This window comes from Polaribacter gangjinensis (genome assembly GCF_038024125.1).
In the GTDB taxonomy this organism is placed as follows: domain Bacteria; phylum Bacteroidota; class Bacteroidia; order Flavobacteriales; family Flavobacteriaceae; genus Polaribacter; species Polaribacter gangjinensis.
Genome location: NZ_CP150662.1, coordinates 973,499 through 988,620, shown reverse-complemented (window position 1 = coordinate 988,620; position 15,122 = coordinate 973,499). Strand labels below are relative to the sequence as shown.

General features: G+C 30.5%; 17 protein-coding genes. 12 read left to right on the top strand and 5 right to left on the bottom strand.

Features of this window, described 5'->3' with window-relative positions:
• Nucleotides 1-24 precede the first annotated feature (24 nt).
• Nucleotides 25-231 carry a hypothetical protein gene (locus WHA43_RS04340; protein WP_105045904.1) on the bottom strand — a complete coding sequence of 69 codons (207 nt, stop codon included), beginning with the start codon at nt 229-231 and terminating at the stop codon, nt 25-27.
• 1 nt (nt 232) lies between these two features.
• Nucleotides 233-430, bottom strand: coding sequence for a hypothetical protein (locus WHA43_RS04335; RefSeq protein ID WP_105045903.1), 198 nt, complete (start codon nt 428-430; stop codon nt 233-235).
• Nucleotides 431-709: 279 nt separating this feature from the next.
• Here WHA43_RS04335 and WHA43_RS04330 point away from each other — a divergent pair, with 279 nt between their 5' ends.
• The 11 genes from WHA43_RS04330 (at nt 710) to WHA43_RS04280 (ending at nt 9,930) form a co-directional block, all read left to right on the top strand.
• Nucleotides 710-1,255 (top strand): hypothetical protein, encoded by a 546-nt coding sequence (locus tag WHA43_RS04330; protein ID WP_340828453.1) that lies wholly within the window; start codon nt 710-712, stop codon nt 1,253-1,255.
• 2 nt (nt 1,256-1,257) lie between these two features.
• Nucleotides 1,258-2,160 (top strand): IS3 family transposase, encoded by a 903-nt coding sequence (locus tag WHA43_RS04325; protein WP_340828452.1) that lies wholly within the window; start codon nt 1,258-1,260, stop codon nt 2,158-2,160.
• Nucleotides 2,161-2,602: 442 nt separating this feature from the next.
• Nucleotides 2,603-3,385, top strand: a complete 783-nt coding sequence (locus WHA43_RS04320; RefSeq protein WP_105045902.1) for a DUF3108 domain-containing protein — start codon at nt 2,603-2,605, stop codon at nt 3,383-3,385.
• Between the two features lie 5 nt (nt 3,386-3,390).
• Nucleotides 3,391-3,720, top strand: coding sequence for a hypothetical protein (locus WHA43_RS04315; protein WP_105045901.1), 330 nt, complete (start codon nt 3,391-3,393; stop codon nt 3,718-3,720).
• Between the two features lie 51 nt (nt 3,721-3,771).
• The gene (locus tag WHA43_RS04310; protein WP_105045900.1) at nt 3,772-4,374 is read left to right on the top strand and encodes an alpha-ketoglutarate-dependent dioxygenase AlkB family protein; all 603 of its coding nucleotides are present in this window, start codon (nt 3,772-3,774) and stop codon (nt 4,372-4,374) included.
• Between the two features lie 39 nt (nt 4,375-4,413).
• The gene (rluF, locus tag WHA43_RS04305; RefSeq protein WP_105045899.1) at nt 4,414-5,298 is read left to right on the top strand and encodes a 23S rRNA pseudouridine(2604) synthase RluF; all 885 of its coding nucleotides are present in this window, start codon (nt 4,414-4,416) and stop codon (nt 5,296-5,298) included.
• A gap of 61 nt (nt 5,299-5,359) precedes the next feature.
• Nucleotides 5,360-6,490, top strand: a complete 1,131-nt coding sequence (tgt, locus tag WHA43_RS04300; protein WP_105045898.1) for a tRNA guanosine(34) transglycosylase Tgt — start codon at nt 5,360-5,362, stop codon at nt 6,488-6,490.
• Nucleotides 6,491-6,492: 2 nt separating this feature from the next.
• Nucleotides 6,493-7,584, top strand: coding sequence for an LptF/LptG family permease (locus WHA43_RS04295; RefSeq protein WP_105045897.1), 1,092 nt, complete (start codon nt 6,493-6,495; stop codon nt 7,582-7,584).
• Nucleotides 7,571-8,485, top strand: a complete 915-nt coding sequence (locus WHA43_RS04290; RefSeq protein WP_105045896.1) for a DMT family transporter — start codon at nt 7,571-7,573, stop codon at nt 8,483-8,485. Before WHA43_RS04295 ends, WHA43_RS04290 begins: the two co-directional genes overlap by 14 nt.
• Nucleotides 8,486-8,557: 72 nt before the next feature.
• The gene (locus WHA43_RS04285) at nt 8,558-9,511 is read left to right on the top strand and encodes an acetyl-CoA carboxylase carboxyltransferase subunit alpha (protein ID WP_105045895.1); all 954 of its coding nucleotides are present in this window, start codon (nt 8,558-8,560) and stop codon (nt 9,509-9,511) included.
• 212 nt (nt 9,512-9,723) lie between these two features.
• Nucleotides 9,724-9,930: a hypothetical protein gene (locus WHA43_RS04280; protein ID WP_146104899.1), complete on the top strand. Its 207-nt coding sequence runs from the start codon at nt 9,724-9,726 to the stop codon at nt 9,928-9,930.
• Between the two features lie 25 nt (nt 9,931-9,955).
• Here WHA43_RS04280 and WHA43_RS04275 read toward each other — a convergent pair whose 3' ends face one another.
• Entirely contained in the window at nt 9,956-10,984 is a 1,029-nt protein-coding gene (locus tag WHA43_RS04275; RefSeq protein ID WP_105045894.1) for a TlpA family protein disulfide reductase, read from the bottom strand.
• 112 nt (nt 10,985-11,096) lie between these two features.
• Between WHA43_RS04275 and hutH the strand changes: the two genes are divergently transcribed.
• Complete coding sequence (gene hutH / locus WHA43_RS04270) at nt 11,097-12,602, top strand: histidine ammonia-lyase (RefSeq protein WP_105045893.1); 1,506 nt, start codon at nt 11,097-11,099, stop codon at nt 12,600-12,602.
• A 15-nt stretch (nt 12,603-12,617) separates the two neighbouring features.
• On the opposite strand, the gene WHA43_RS04265 is transcribed toward hutH, so the two are convergent.
• Complete coding sequence (locus tag WHA43_RS04265) at nt 12,618-13,301, bottom strand: potassium channel family protein (RefSeq protein WP_105047287.1); 684 nt, start codon at nt 13,299-13,301, stop codon at nt 12,618-12,620.
• Nucleotides 13,302-13,310: 9 nt separating this feature from the next.
• Nucleotides 13,311-15,059 (bottom strand): TrkH family potassium uptake protein, encoded by a 1,749-nt coding sequence (locus tag WHA43_RS04260; RefSeq protein ID WP_105045892.1) that lies wholly within the window; start codon nt 15,057-15,059, stop codon nt 13,311-13,313.
• Nucleotides 15,060-15,122: the final 63 nt, after the last annotated feature.

The window sequence follows — 15,122 nt, the reverse complement described above, 5'->3', positions numbered from 1 at the left end:
ATAGCGAGCTGATTTAATTAAAAACTAACTGATAACTTTCACAGAAATATTCAGCTTAATTTCTTTCAATCTCTTATCAAACTCATTATTTCTTGTTAAGAAAACCGATTCTTTTGAAATACCTAAAAGTGAAGATATCTCAAGCGCTAATTCTTTTAAAACACGTTCACGTCTTTTATTTATGGTTATATAATTTTCTTTATCTAAATCTTCAGATAAAATTATATTCAATTCACATATAGAAATAAAAACTGATATTATCAATAAACAGTGTTGGGTTTGGTAAATTAGTTATCGCTCCTTTTAGTTCGGATAAAGCTCTACTGGAAGTAATAAGTTTTTTTAAAATTACTTTCGTTTCTATATCAGCTTTAGGAGGTAAAAACGGTAATTCGTTATAAGGTTTTTTAGAATCATAATTTGCTACCATTGTATGTTATTTTATGAAGGTTATTTTTAGGGTTATTTACCTTCGTTATATTTTCGAGAATAAAAATAGTAAAAAATGACCTTCGAAATGATTTTCAAGAGTAAAAATGTAGATATTTTACCTTTGTATAATATTTGAAATGTAAAATTTATTGAAATTGACTCTCATTCTTTTCTAAATATTAGAATTGCCAACAGCATTGTCTGATTCTTAAATAATGATTGTGGTTTATTTTTGTTGTGTCTTGTCCTAAAATAGCTATACATAAAACGAGTGTATATGAAACACGAAGAACAAGAGATTTATGCAAAACGCGACAACAAACAAAGTCGTTATGACAAGCGTTTAATTTTAAAGATTGTACAAGAAGTTGAAAATGGCTTGCCCAGAAAAGAAGCCACCCGGATTTATGACTTAGGTAAGAATTCCATAAGTTCCTGGATGCGCGAGTATGGCTCGAACAAATATCAAGAAACTATCAAACGAAGAAGTTATACAAAGCTTGAAAAACGTACCATTGTAAGTGCTATAGAACAGGGTAGATTCAATGTAAAAGAAGCTAAAATAGCTTATAATATTAAAACAGAAAAAATAATTCGTGGCTGGATTCTACAGTTTAAATCAGAAAAAGTCGAGATTTGTACTGCAAATACTTCTGCAATGACTCAAGATAGATCATCTTCAAATGAAATAGAGAAAGAAGCTCTGCAAAAAGCTTTACAAGAAGCAGAGCTTAAAATTAAAGCCCTGAACACGCTCATTGATGTGGCTGAAGAACAACTCAAAATTGAGATTAGAAAAAAGTCTGGTGCCAAACAGTCTTAAGAATGAAACAAGACTTTCCTAAGTTAGGAATAGCTGTTTTATGTCGATTGTTTGGCAAAACAAGGCATGCCTATTACGATTGTTTATGGCGAAAAGAAAGTAGTTTAGTCAAAGAAGATATCATCCTTCAGGAAGTACTTAACATAAGGAAACACTTACCAAGGCTAGGAACGAGAAAATTACATTATGTATTGCAAAACAAGTTGACGTCACATCAAATAACCTTTGGTCGAGATTATTTATTTGATTTATTGTCAGAACATAAATTGCTAATTCGTCAAAGAAAAAGAAAAGCGATAACAACCGATTCTAGACATTGGATGAGAAAGTATAGTAATCTAATAAAAGAGGTTGATATAACAAGACCAGAGCAAGTTTGGGTTAGTGATATTACTTATATTCGATTACCCAACCAATGGGGCTATCTAAGTTTAATAACGGATGCTAATTCTAGAAAAATAATGGGATATAGTTTTCGTCAGGACTTAGCAGCAGAGGGATGTATAAATGCATTAAAAATGGCTCTGAATAATAGACTGTATAAGGAATCAATCATTCATCATTCTGATAGAGGTTCACAGTATTGTTCACACAATTATGTTGATTTATTACTAAAAAACAACATTGGTATTAGCATGACCGAAAATGGAGATCCCTATGAAAATGCATTGGCAGAAAGAGTAAATGGGATCATTAAAACAGAGTTTAATCTTTACGCTAGTTCCTTAGGTTTTGAACAAACAGGGTCTCAAGTTAACAAAAGTATAAAGTCTTATAATGAATTAAGACCTCATGCAAGTTGTGATTATTTAACTCCGAATCAAGCACATTTGCAATCAGAGAAATTAAACAAACGATGGAAAAAATATTATAAAAATTTTAATCATGAAAAAACAGATGTATAGTTCGTTTAGGATTAAAATTTATATTTGTATAACTATAATAGGATTTATTTAATAACCTGTATAGTTATTTTAGGACGGGTCATATAGTTATTTTAGGACGGGTCATAATAGTAGTTATAGCATAGTTATAGCGTAGTTATAGCGTAAATTACTATGGGTTATATCGTACCATACCCATTACATATTCTGGTAATATAATACTTAAAGACTAGCCTAAATTATATTTTATTGCTGCTTTTAGAGCAATAATCGAATTGGAATAAGTAATGTAGAGTCAGTAAAAAGGATAAATTTTTAGTTAATTAATGTCAAAATAATTCATAATTTCTGCTTTCAAACTGCCAATTATATTTCATTTTTGATTTACTAATTTCAGCAAATTTTCGGTGCTTTTTCAATTGGTTTTTTACCTACATTTGAGCCGTTTTAAACACCTATAAAAATGAAATATTATTGTTTTTCACTTTTTCTTTTTCTTGCAAGTTCAAATGTTTTTTTCTCGCAAAATACGGCAGTTAATACAAATGAAAAATTAGTATACACAGCATCCTACACATTATCAGGATTGTTAACCGAAATTGCACAAATTTCTTTGGAAACCAGTCCTGTAAAAACATCAACTGCCACTTTATTGAAATTAAAATTTACTGCTACAACCTTTAGTAAATTTGATAACTTTTTTAAAGTGAGAGATTTATATGAGAGTTATGTAAATCCAAAAACCTTAACTCCTCTGTTATATAAACGTGACATAGCGGAAGGTGGATTTAAAAAAATGGAGCAATACAAGTTCAATCACAAAGATAAAAATATTGATTGTGTAATTCGTAAGTTTCAAAAAGATGGTGAATTTGAAGACAAATTAACTGTTCCGAATACTGGAAATACAAGAGATTTAGTAGCTACTATATACAACGTTAGAAATCTTGATTTTTCTAAATTAAAAACGGGAGAATCTAAAAGTTTTTCTTTTTTATTTGATGCGAAAGAAAAATTTATGATCATAAAATATCTTGGAAAAGAAACGATTAGTACCAATTTAGGAAAAAAAGAATGTTACAAACTGGCAGTGAGTTTAAAAAATGACAATTCGTTAAAAGGAGCGAATGATAATTTGTTATGGCTTTCTGCTGATGTGGTAAAAATTCCTGTTTTGGCAAAATTTAAAATTGCCATTGGAACAGGTGAACTAAAAATTAAATCTGCAACCGGACTTTTAAAATAAATATCATGGAAAAAATTGTAAGTATTTTTGCTTTTACTTGTGCTATTTTAGCATTAATTTTATCATTACTTCCCATTTTCATAATCGCTTATATTCCTGCAGCAATTGGCATTATTTGTGCGTTTATTTTGTGGAAAATCAATCATAAAAACAATTCGAATTCAATTTCTCTTAAAGTGTTGGTTCTCTTATTATTTGTTTCATTAAGCATCATTTCATACCAAGTTTTTTTTACAAAATCTGAGGTTACTGATACTAAAAAATTAGAGCAAAAAGAGCAACAATCTGAAGAAGAGGCAATTGAAGAGTTAGAAGGTTTAGAATTGGAAGAGTAAAATTGATTGTAGGAAAAGAGTCAATATCTCATTTTTTACTATTTTTATGCAATGGATTTATTTACTACTGAAAAAGTCATCAATATTTTACCTTTTGACGGTATTACCAATAATCACGGTGTTTTTTTAACAAAAATTGAAGCCGATTTTTATTATAAGAATTTCTTTGAAACCATTCCTTGGGAACATGATCAAGCCATTATTTTTGGTAAAATCATCACTACAAAACGAAAAGTAGCTTGGTTTGGTGACGAAGAATTTGATTATACTTATTCCAAAATAACCAAAAAGGCTAATATTTGGACGAATGAATTACTAGCATTAAAACAAATTGTTGAAAAAGAGTCTGAGGAAACCTATAACTCTTGCTTGCTAAATTTATATCATTCAGGGGAAGAAGGCATGGCATATCATTCAGATGGAGAAAAAATGTTGAAAAAAAATGGCGCAATTGCCTCAGTTTCTTTGGGGGCTACTCGCAAATTTTCGTTCAAACATAAAGAAAACAATCACAGAGTTGATGTAATTTTAGAACACGGAAGTTTGTTGGTGATGAAGGGAGAAACACAAACACATTGGTTGCACAGATTGCCTCCTTCAAAAAAAGTGATTTCTCCTAGAATTAATTTAACATTTAGAACCATTCAACGTTAATAGATTGCCTATTTTTGCAACTGAATTGTATAAAAAATCATGACTCTAGATTCAATTAATCTTAATAAATTTATAAGTTCCACAGGTATTTGCTCACGCAGAGAAGCTGAAAAATTTATTTTAGAAGGAAGAGTTACCATCAATGGAAATCCTACAAAATTAGGCAATAGGGTTTCAAAAAATGATGTGGTAAAATTGGATGGACGTGTTGTCAATTTCAAACCAAAAACACTTTACATTGCTTACCACAAACCAGTTGGAATCGTTTCAACTACGGATACAAAAGAGAAAAATAACATCTTAAAAGAAATCAAACATCCTGAACGTTTGTTTCCTATTGGACGTTTAGATAAACCATCTGAAGGCTTGATTTTTTTGACAAATGATGGCGATATTGTCAACAAAATTTTACGTGCTGGAAATCAACACGAAAAAGAATATATTGTGACTGTTGACAAAGTTATTGATGATGTGTTCATTCAAAAAATGAGCAATGGAATCCCAATTTTAGGAACCACCACCAAAAAATGTAAGGTTGAAAAAATATCAGAAAAAGTCTTTAAAATTATTTTAGTTCAGGGTTTGAACCGTCAAATTCGAAGAATGTGTGAATATTTGAATTACGAAGTTGTAAAGCTAAAACGCACTCGAATTATGAATGTTGAGTTGGGCAATTTACAATTGGGTGATTGGCGAGAACTCACTGAAAATGAGCTTTCTGAAATTCAAAAAATGATAGCAACCTCATCAAAAACAGAGGAAGCTTCAATAGAAGAAAAACCAAAAAAAAGTACCAAACCTAAAAAGAAACTCACTTCTTTGAAAGATGATTTCAATAAGAAAAGCAGTGTTTTTAGAAAATCTTCTCCAAAAAACAAAAAGAATAATTCTGGCTTTTCATCAAAATCAAAGCGAAGATTTTAACACGTATCTTTAAAATTATTTTAGTTTTTCACTTCTCACAATATTGGTATCTTTGCCGACAATGAAATTCGATTTAAAACTCACAGACCCAAAAAGTAAAGCCAGAGCAGGAGTTATCACTACTGATCATGGCGAAATTCAAACACCTATTTTTATGCCAGTTGGAACAGTTGGTACTGTAAAAGGTGTGCATCAAACTGAATTGAAAAACGAGATCAATCCTGATATTATTTTAGGAAATACCTATCATCTTTTTTTACGTCCTAAAACATCCATCTTAGAACAAGCTGGAGGTTTGCATAAATTTATGAATTGGGATCGAAATATCTTGACAGATTCTGGCGGTTATCAAGTGTATTCTTTGTCAAGCAATCGTAAAATTAATGAAGAAGGCGTAAAGTTTAAAAGTCATATTGATGGCTCAACACACGTTTTTACTCCCGAAAATGTGATGGAAATTCAGCGTGAAATTGGTGCAGATATCATCATGGCTTTTGATGAATGCACTCCTTATCCTTGTGATTACAATTACGCAAAACGTTCTATGCATATGACTCACAGGTGGTTGGATAGATGTATCAATCATTTAGAAAAATTGCCATTCAAATATGGTTATGAACAAACGTTTTTTCCTATTGTTCAAGGAAGTACCTATAAGGATTTGCGCAAACAATCTGCAGATTATATCGCCAATGCTGGTGCTCAAGGAAATGCAATTGGCGGACTTTCAGTAGGTGAACCTGCTGAAGAAATGTATGCAATGACCGAAATTGTAACCGCAATTTTACCAGAAGATAAACCTCGATATTTGATGGGAGTTGGCACACCTATCAATATTTTAGAAAATATTGCACTCGGAATTGATATGTTTGATTGTGTAATGCCTACAAGAAATGCCAGAAATGGAATGCTTTTTACGGCACATGGAACCATAAATATCAAAAATAAAAAGTGGGAAAATGATTTTTCGCCAATTGATGAAATGGCAATAACTTATGTAGATACTTTATACACAAAAGCCTATCTTCGTCACTTATTTGCTGCAAATGAAATGTTAGGAAAGCAAATTGCAACCATCCATAATTTAGGATTTTATTTGTGGTTGACAAGACAAGCTAGAGAACATATTTTAGCGGGCGATTTTAGAGAATGGAAAGACAAAATGGTCATTCAAATGGATAAACGTTTGTAGTTTTGAAAATTATAGATAGGTACATATTAAAGAATTTTTTGGTAACTTTTTTGTTTACCTTATTGATATTGATTCCTATTGCGATTGCCATTGATATTGCAGAAAAAGTAGATAATTTTTTGCAACATCCTAACTTGGGTTTATCAGAAATTGTGAATGATTATTACATCAATTTTACGATTTACTATACCAACACATTCATGCCATTGGCACTCTTTTTGGCAGTAATTCTATTCACAACAAAACTCTCTAATAACACAGAAATCATAGCAATTAATAATGCAAAAGTTTCGTTTGTTCGTTTTTTATATCCTTATTTCGTTGGCGCAACTTTGGTCACATTTTTATCACTTTTGATGAATCATTTTGTGGTACCCAATAGTAGTAAAACACGGAAAAAATTCGAACAAGAATACCTTGCTAGTAATACTCAACAACAAGAATTTAAATTTGTAAATGATTTTAGTTTACAACTTACAGATAGTACCTATATTTTTATCAAAAGTTTTAATACAGATAATAATTCTGGGTATGATTTCACCACAGAAGTGTATGATGGATTACAATTGAAATCGAAATTGGTAGCTGATTATATCACATTCAATCCAAAAGATTCTGTTTTTTCATTGACAAATTGGCGATTGAGAAAATTATACGACAAAAGAGATTTCATTTCTTCAGGAAATAAAATAGACACACTTTTTAATTTTACACCTAAAGATTTGATATACAAATCGGCATTATCTCAAGAAATGCCATCTCCTGAATTGATCAATTTTATTGATGTTTCTCAAAAAAGAGGTGTTAAAAACCTCAATGCCTATTTGGTTGAATTGCATAAAAGAACAAGCCTGCCCATTGCTTCTTATATTTTAACTTTGATAGCTGTTTGTTTGGCTTTCAGAAAAAGAAGAGGAGGTACAGGTGTTAATTTGGCAATTGGTGTTGGTTTGATGTTTGTGTATGTTTTTTTACTGAAAATATCCGAAGTTTTAGGAGCAGTTGCAGGCGTAAACTCGCTTTTATACGTTTGGATGCCAAATATGATGTTTGCAATTGTGGCATCTTATCTTTTTTATCATGCTAGAAAATAAACTGAAGAATTATCTTCTATTACACCTCATCGTTTTTATTTGGGGATTTACAGCAATTTTAGGTGCCTTGATTTCTTTAGAAGCAATTCCACTAGTCTTTTTTAGAATGGGATTAGCAGTTTTCTTTATCTTCTTGTTTTTTTTATATAAAAAAAAGTCATTTTTACTGGACAAAGAAGGAATTGTAAAATTTTTATTAACTGGAATAATCATTGCAACTCATTGGATTTTCTTTTTCAAAGCAATCAAAGTATCTAATGTTTCTGTGGCTTTAGTTACCATGAGCACAGGCGCTTTTTTTACATCGTTAATTGAACCTGTTTTTTTTAGAAGGAGGATAAAATTCCTTGAAATTGTTTTGGGATTATTAGTAATTGCAGGATTGTATATCATATTTAATTTTGAAAGCCAGTATCAATTAGGAATTATGTATGCATTGCTTTCTTCCTTTTTAGGATCACTTTTTGCAGTTTTCAACGGACTTTTCGTTAAAAAATATGATGCTAATAGTATTTCGTTATATCAACTTTTTTTTGGGACAGTTTTCGTAGCAATCTATTTATTTTTTTCAAACGGATTTTCATCAACTTTCTTTATAATTCCTACTATGGATTGGGTTTTCCTAGCGATTTTAAGCAGTGTTTGCACAGCTTATGCATTTATTGCTTCTGTAAAAGTCATGAAATATCTATCTCCTTACACAGTAATGTTGACTATTAATTTAGAACCAATTTATGCAATTATCCTAGCTTTAATAATTTTTGGAGAGAAAGAAAAAATGAATCCAGCATTTTATTTTGGAGCTTTAATTGTTTTCGGAGTCGTTTTAGCAAATGGCATTATTAAAAACCAGGCAACAATCAAACAAAAGTTTAAAGAACATACACAGCTAAAAAAGTAACTTTTTTTCTGAAAAGAGTATTTTTTATAGTATGTTTGTTACATCAAATAATGAATTCAAAATACCTACAAAATGGAATATCTAGACTTTGAAATGCCAATTAAAGAACTTCAAGAACAACTTGAAAAATGTCAAATAATTGGCGAAGAAAGCGATGTTGATGTTACTGCAACTTGTAAAAAAATTGAAAAGAAATTAGCGGAAGCTAGAAAAGATATCTACAAAAACTTAACTCCTTGGCAAAGAGTTCAATTGTCAAGACATCCAAACAGACCTTATACCATGGATTATATCCGTGCAATTTTTGGAGAAACTTTTATGGAACTTCATGGTGATAGAAACGTAAAAGATGACAAAGCAATGGTGGGTGGTTTAGGAAAAATTGGTGATCAATCGTTCATGGTAATTGGTCAGCAAAAAGGATACAATACCAAAACTCGTCAGTATAGAAACTTCGGAATGGCAAATCCTGAAGGATATAGAAAAGCGTTGCGCTTAATGAAAATGGCTGAGAAATTCAGAATTCCAGTTGTTACTTTGTTAGATACTCCTGGTGCATATCCTGGATTAGAGGCAGAAGAACGTGGACAAGGTGAAGCCATTGCCAGAAATATTTTTGAAATGACACGTTTAAAAACTCCGATTATTGCCATCGTTATTGGTGAAGGAGCTTCTGGTGGTGCTTTAGGAATTGGAGTAGGAGATAGAGTGTATATGATGGAAAATACTTGGTATACTGTAATTTCTCCTGAATCTTGTTCATCTATTTTATGGAGAAGTTGGGAGTTTAAAGAGCAAGCTGCTGAGGCTTTAAAATTGACTGGTGCTGATATGAAAAAGTTAAACTTGATTGATGGCATCATTAAAGAACCAATAGGTGGTGCACATACAGATAGAGAAGGGGCTTTTAAAGCAGTAGAGGCTCAAATATTGGAAGCTTTTGATGAATTAAAAGATTTGTCTGATGCTGATTTAGTAGCGAAAAGAATGGATAAATATTCAGAAATGGGTGTTTATAAAGAATAATATCTTATTGCAAACATTAACAAAAAAGGCAAAATTCAATTGAATTTTGCCTTTTTTGTTTGCTTAATTTTAGAAAACCGAAACTAGTTCGTCTAAAAAATATTTCCGTTTATCGACACTTATTTGCAGTTTAACTAATAATAAATTTTAAAATCAATATTATGTAGAACTTTGGGGTATAATTTTAATATAAACCCTCTAAAACTTAAATTATGTACAAGAGCACTTTTCAACAAATTATCTTTTTCCTTATTACTTTTTACATCATTATGAAAGCTGGAAAATATTTAATGAATTTGAATGACGTAGAATCATTTTTAGATTTCGGAATTATCATGGTGTTTTTTAGTTCATTAATTCTTTTCATCAATTTCTTTACAAGATTGACAAGCAAATTAATCAAAATTTTAAGTTTCTAAGAATATAAAATTAGATTCATTTGATTTATAAATCAAATGAATCTAACAATGTTCTTAAATTTGGATCAGAAGGGCGAGGAGCATCAGCACTTACAATTTTTCCATCTGGATCTATCAAAATAAATCTTGGAATTGCGTTGATTTCATAAGCTTGTTGAAAACTAAAATCTCTTCCTGACCAAAGTTGCACATCACCAAGATTTTTTTCTTTTACAAAGTCACGCCATTTTTTTTCAGCAGCTTCCCAAGAGCCTCCATTTCTTGAATCTTCGTCTGTTGAAATTCCCACAAAAACAATATTTTTATTTTTATAAACTGTTTTTAACTCTTTTAAATACGGAAATTGTGCAATACAAGGACCACACCAAGTTGCCCAAACATCAATATATACATATTTACCTATGAATGAATCTAGTGATTTTTTACCACCTTTGTAATCTACATAATTTTCAAATTTTGGTGAAGGCTTTCCTTCTCCCATAATTTGATTTTTTGCATAAGCACTCTCAAAATAACCAATCAATTGCTGATTTTGAGATTTAACATTTACAAAAAGAGTACTATCTAAGTTTTTATAAGAATGTAAAATACTATCGTACGAATTTTTGATTTGATTAAGTTTTTTTTGAAACTCAGAAGATTCTAACGCTAATATATCTTTTGGATCTCCTAAACTTCTGCTTTGTTTTATTTGAGCGATGATAAAATTGCTGTTTTCAGCACCTTCTCCTGAAAATACGAAAGTTTCAAAAAAGTCTGATGCTTCGCCCTTAATCGAAATATCATATCCATTTTTTAAGAAAATTGGCACATTTTTGTTGCTTTCTGTGGTAAAATTATAAATTGCTGCTTCCTTCACTTTTAGTGTATCTTTAAAACTTCCGTCTTTATTGATAGCGAATTCTTTTACAATACCTTCTCTGTTAAAAATTCTGATAATAGAATCTGTATTATTTTCAATGTTTCCTGAGAGGGTTACAAAATCTTTTTTTTCAGAGTTTTTACAGGCACTTAAGAGTAAAATACTAAGAAAAAGAATACTAATATTTTTCATCGATGTTTATATAAATTTTTGCAAATATATAGTTTTTAAAACGCATAATATTGTTAAAATCGTTTGCATATACAATTGGGAATTTGCACTTTTGGGGTTCAATCAAATCAATATGAATTTCATTCACTTAATAGATACAAATCCGTTAGATTTATCAAAAATTCAACAAATCATTGTTGAAAATAAAAAACTTATCCTATCAACTTCAGCCATAGATAGTATTAACAAGTGCCGTCTTTTTTTAGATCAAAAAACGAAATCGATTGCGAAACCTTTGTATGGTATTAATACTGGTTTTGGCGCTTTGTATAATGTTAAAATTTCAGAAAATAATTTGCAAAAATTACAAGAAAATTTGGTGAAAAGTCATGCTTGTGGAACAGGGGAAGAAGTACCAAAAGAAATTGTAAAATTGATGATGCTTTTTAAGATTCAATCGTTAAGCTATGGTCATTCTGGAGTGCAATTGACAACTGTGCAAAGGTTGGTAGATTTTTATAATAACGATATTATTCCAGTTGTTTTTTCACAAGGTTCTTTAGGTGCCTCAGGAGATTTATCTCCCCTAGCTCATTTGTCATTACCATTGATTGGTCTGGGTGAAGTTTATTACAACAACGAAAAAAAATCATCCAAAGAAGTTTTAGAAATTTTTTCTTGGGATATCATAAAATTACAATCAAAAGAAGGTTTGGCTTTGTTAAATGGTACACAATTTATGACTGCTTTTGGAATTTTTTGTCTGTTAAAAGCGCACAAATTATCGTATTTATCTGATGTAATTGGAACAATTTCTTTGGAAGCTTTTGATGGTAGAATTGAGCCATTTAATGAATTGATTCATTTGGTAAGACCACATTCTGGTCAATTAAAAACTGCAGAAAGAATAAGGGAATTATTAGATGAAAGTGAATTGATTGCACAAGAAAAACAACATGTTCAAGATCCGTATTCATTTCGTTGTATGCCACAAGTTCATGGTGCATCAAAAGATACTATTCGTTTTGTAACCCATACTTTTTTAACAGAAGTTAATTCAGTTACTGATAATCCGAATATTTTTGTTGATGAAGATGAAATTATTTCTGGAGGAAATTTTCATGGTCAACCTTTAGCCTTAGGATTGGATTTCTTAGCCATTGCATTATCGGAATTAGGAAATATTTCTGAAAGAAGAACCTATCAATTGGTTTCGGGTCACAGACATTTACCTCCTTTTTTGATTTCAAATCCAGGCTTAAATTCAGGATTTATGATTCCACAATATACAGCTGCAAGTATTGTAAGTCAAAACAAACAATATGCAACTCCAGCAAGTGTAGATTCGATAGAATCTAGCAACGGTCAAGAAGACCATGTTTCAATGGGCGCAAATGCCGCTACAAAATGTAAAAAAGTGGTTGATAATTTACAAACTGTTTTAGCCATCGAATTGTTTACAGCCTCGCAAGCATTGCATTTTGCAAAAGCAAAGACATCCCCTTTTTTAGAAACATTTATCAATGCTTTTAGAGAAGAAATATCATTTGTTAAAGAAGATAGAGTATTACATTATGATATTGTAAAAGCTTCTGAGTTTATAGAAAATTTAGAAATTGATAACGAAGAATTATTTTAATGAAATGGTTCAAAGTTATTGATTGGTAAATCTTTTCAAGTCTTTATTTTCTCCGTAAATAACCAATATATCATTTTCTTCAAGAATTGTATCAGGTGAGGCAACTCCTTGCACTTTATCCTCATTTCTAGATTTTCCAACGACACTTTTTACTTCAGTTTTTTTGATGGTAGTAAGGGCTAAAATATTGTAGTTTTTGCGTAACTGGATTTCGAGAATTGTTTTTCCTACATATTTTTTAGGAATACTGATTTCAATAATACTATAGTTATCACTCAATTCAAAAGAATCTACCACATTAGCCATGCATAATTTTTTTGCCCAACGCTCAGCAGTTTCTTCCTCAGGATGTACAATTTCATGAACACCAATTGCGGTTAAAACCTTTTCATGGAGAGGGTCAATAGCTCTACTAATTAGTCTTTTTACCTGTAAATTTTTAAATAATGCAGTGGTCATCACATTTGCTCCTTTATCTTCGCCAATGGCAACAATCACCACATCTGTTTCATTTAATGGCAAACCAGATACAGTAAACTCATCAGTAGAATCCATGCATATGGTATGGGTAATTTTTTCTTTATATGCGTCAACTTTGGTCATATTGTTATCAATTCCTATGACCTCATTTCCTTGAGAAGTTAATTTTATTGCCAAAGAAGCGCCAAAATTTCCAAGTCCAATAATTATATATTTCATTTTATTCATTTAGTTGATGGTTATTTCTTCAGTTGGATAGCGATAATTTTTATGCTTTATTTTCTTAAAAAATGCTACAAAGATAGATAGCATACTGACTCTTCCAATAAACATGACACCTATTAGGATGAATTTACTGGCTGTACTTAAGTTGGCAGTAATTCCTAAACTCAAGCCAACAGTACTGTATGCCGAAAAACTTTCAAAAGCAATTTTTAAAAGTTCAATTTCAGGATCAAAAGTGGTGATTAAAAAAATAGCACATCCAATTACTGCTAATGACAATGAAATGGTTGCAAAAGCTCTTTTTACAGAAATGTCAGCAATTTCTCTTCTATAAATTTCAATCCTACTTTTACCTTTTGCCAAGCTTAAAATATTTAAAGTGGCAATGGCAAAAGTACTTGTTTTAATTCCACCACCAGTTGAAGCAGGTGAGGCACCTATCCACATTAGTAAAACAGTAATCATGATAGTTGGGGTTGCCAAAGCAGTCATGTCAACAGTATTAAATCCTGCAGTTCTTGGGGTTGCAGCACCAAATAAAGCATTGACTAACTTTCCAAAAAACGAGTGTTCTGCTAAGGTATTGTTGAATTCTAAAATTAAAAATAAAAAGAATGCTATAAATGTTAATGTCAAAGTTGTTATCAAAGTTATTCTGCTATTCAAATTAATTATCCAAGGTTTGTAAACCCTTTTATTATCTTGAAATCGAAATAAATTAGTGAGTTTGTGTTTGCAATATTTTACAATATTTACCACAATAGGAAATCCTAGTCCACCTAAAATGAAGGTTGCTATAATTACTAGTTGTAAAGGATAATTGAATCGAAAATCACCTTCGTAAATACTGTTTGTAAGTGTTGAAAAACCAGCATTACAAAATGCAGAAATTGAATGAAAAATAGAGAAAAATGCCCTGTCTGAAAAACGTTCTATTAAATTTTTATCAAGTGTAAAAAAAAGTAAAATTGCCGCAACAAGTTCTACAGTAACTGTTATAATAATAATATGTTTTAGGGTTTTAAATACATCTCCAATTTTTTGTGAATTGGTCATTTCTGAGAGTGTAAGTTGATTTTCGTAGGTTGTACCACCTTTAAAAAAATAACTAAAATAGCTTGCAAAAGTTAAAATTCCCAAACCGCCAACTTGAATCAAAAATAAGATGATAGTTTGTCCAAATACAGTGAAATAAGTACTCGTATCTACCACAATAAGTCCTGTAACGCAAACGGCACTTGTGGATGTAAATAAAGCATCAATAAATGAAATTCCGTTATAGGTTGCTTTTGGAAGCATCAATAATAAAGAACCAATGAAAATTATTGATAAAAAACTAAATATAAATAATTGTGCAGGATTAAAATAAGTACGTGTTAAATTTAATTTTAATTCAAAAAATTCTCTTATAAATGATAAAATTACCGCCAAAACTACCCATGTTGGATTGGCTAAAATTAAATCGGTTTTAAAGGCTTCTCCAATAAAAATGTATAAGAAAAGAATGTAAAGAGAGTAGCTAATTGTTATAAAATCAAAAAAGAATAATTTTCTTTTGAAAAGCGTTTTATTAGTAAGGTATCTTGCAATTGTTGATGAAATTCCTAAGGTGATTACTATAAAATAATATCCATCAATAATTTGTTGATAAACTGTATTTTGAGCAAATCCAAAATCTATGATAAAGGCAAGAAAACCTAAAACGCTTGCCCAAAAAGCGATAGTATGTAATTTGTTTTTATTTAAAATCATTTTAAAAGTATGCACAACTTATTAGACATTCAGCAACAAAAAAGTATGAAAAAACCTCAAACT